The sequence below is a fragment of the Aquimarina agarivorans genome, from assembly GCF_000218485.1.
GTDB lineage: Bacteria > Bacteroidota > Bacteroidia > Flavobacteriales > Flavobacteriaceae > Aquimarina > Aquimarina agarivorans.
Window position 1 is genome coordinate 1 of sequence record NZ_AFPB01000067.1, and the last position, 1,303, is coordinate 1,303.

Genomic DNA, 1,303 nt, shown 5'->3' on the forward strand with positions numbered 1-1,303 from the left:
TATTATAAAAAAGATTATTCTCAGAAACGAGAATGATCTTTTTGTTTATAATTTTTTAGATTAAAAGTCAAGAGTGGTTTTCCCATTAATATGATTAGTTAACTCTTCAATTTTTGATAAAATTTTATTAAAGAAAATATTCTTTTCCTTGTCACCAGAGGTATTTATCAGTTTGGATTGTTCCAACTGTTCGTTTAAGAATTTGGAGACCTGCTCACAAGTTTTTGGATTGGTGGTATTAAAATAATTGAGTACCGTAAAAGGAACAAATAACGAATTTTAAAAAGGAGTTTTTATTAATACATTATTACTCATCAGCAATAGTTCATTGTAATACAACTTAAAATTACTGTTTGGTAAGGTTTTATTATAAATTTTTTGAATTAGCTTTTTTAAATCGTTGCAGACTGCGATGGCATCATTAGATGTTATTATTCCTGATTCAAAATAAAAAAGAAGCTGTTTAAGTGTACTATTGATTGTGGTTACATCCCAGATTTCTGTTGTGTTCAAATCGTTGTATAGCTCACCAAATTTTTGATAAGATTTTTTTAATGAATTAGTTAGGGCAAAATTTAAAAAACTACTTGGTTTAAATTCTGCATCCAAAATTTTTAACCATACAAATAGTTTGAACTTTGTGAGCATATTGCCTTCGGAGGTATAAAATATGGGCAAATCTTTGGCGCTATATATAATTTCAGCATCTTTAATACTTAACAGTGGCGTTAATAACGCCATTGAATTGTTAAAGTAATTTTCGAAATCAGCGGTACCCTTTAGTATTTGCATTTTTCGAACAGGAATAACATTTTCGTCGCCTGTTCCGAACAATGAATCTATAGATATTTTAAAGTGTTTGGCTAAAAGAATAGCTTCATCAATAGAAATCTTGGATTTGTAATTTATCCTTCGGTAAGCAGCACCGTAACTAATATCGAGTACTGATGCAATTTGATCCACTAACGAACTTTATTTTGGAAGAATATTTGCTATTTTATCAAGTAGCTTCTGTTGCTGCATAACTAATTTATAGTAGGTAGTATTTTCGTTTTTTGTTAAAAATAAAATTACTTTTTTCAATAAACGAAAATAAAAATTAAAGATTAAATTTATTATTGAATAGGGGTTAGGGAGTATTTTCTGAGATTCACTACTGTGTAGATTAGTTGATTTTATTTCAGGCGTTTATAGTGAGCTCTCATGAATTTATTTCTTAAAAATAGAATTGCTTTTATTGTTGAGCATTTTATTTTATCAAAAAAGCATCTCTTAGGAGGTGCTTTTATTGGTTTATATAATG

Annotated in this window: 1 protein-coding gene; it reads right to left on the bottom strand. The window is 28.1% G+C overall.

Annotated elements, in window-relative coordinates; genetic code table 11:
- Window positions 1-279 precede the first annotated feature (279 nt).
- A complete protein-coding gene (locus GMC_RS18855; RefSeq protein ID WP_010520748.1) occupies window positions 280-963 on the bottom strand; it encodes a hypothetical protein in 684 nt (227 codons plus the stop codon).
- Between the last annotated feature and the right edge of the window lie 340 nt (window positions 964-1,303).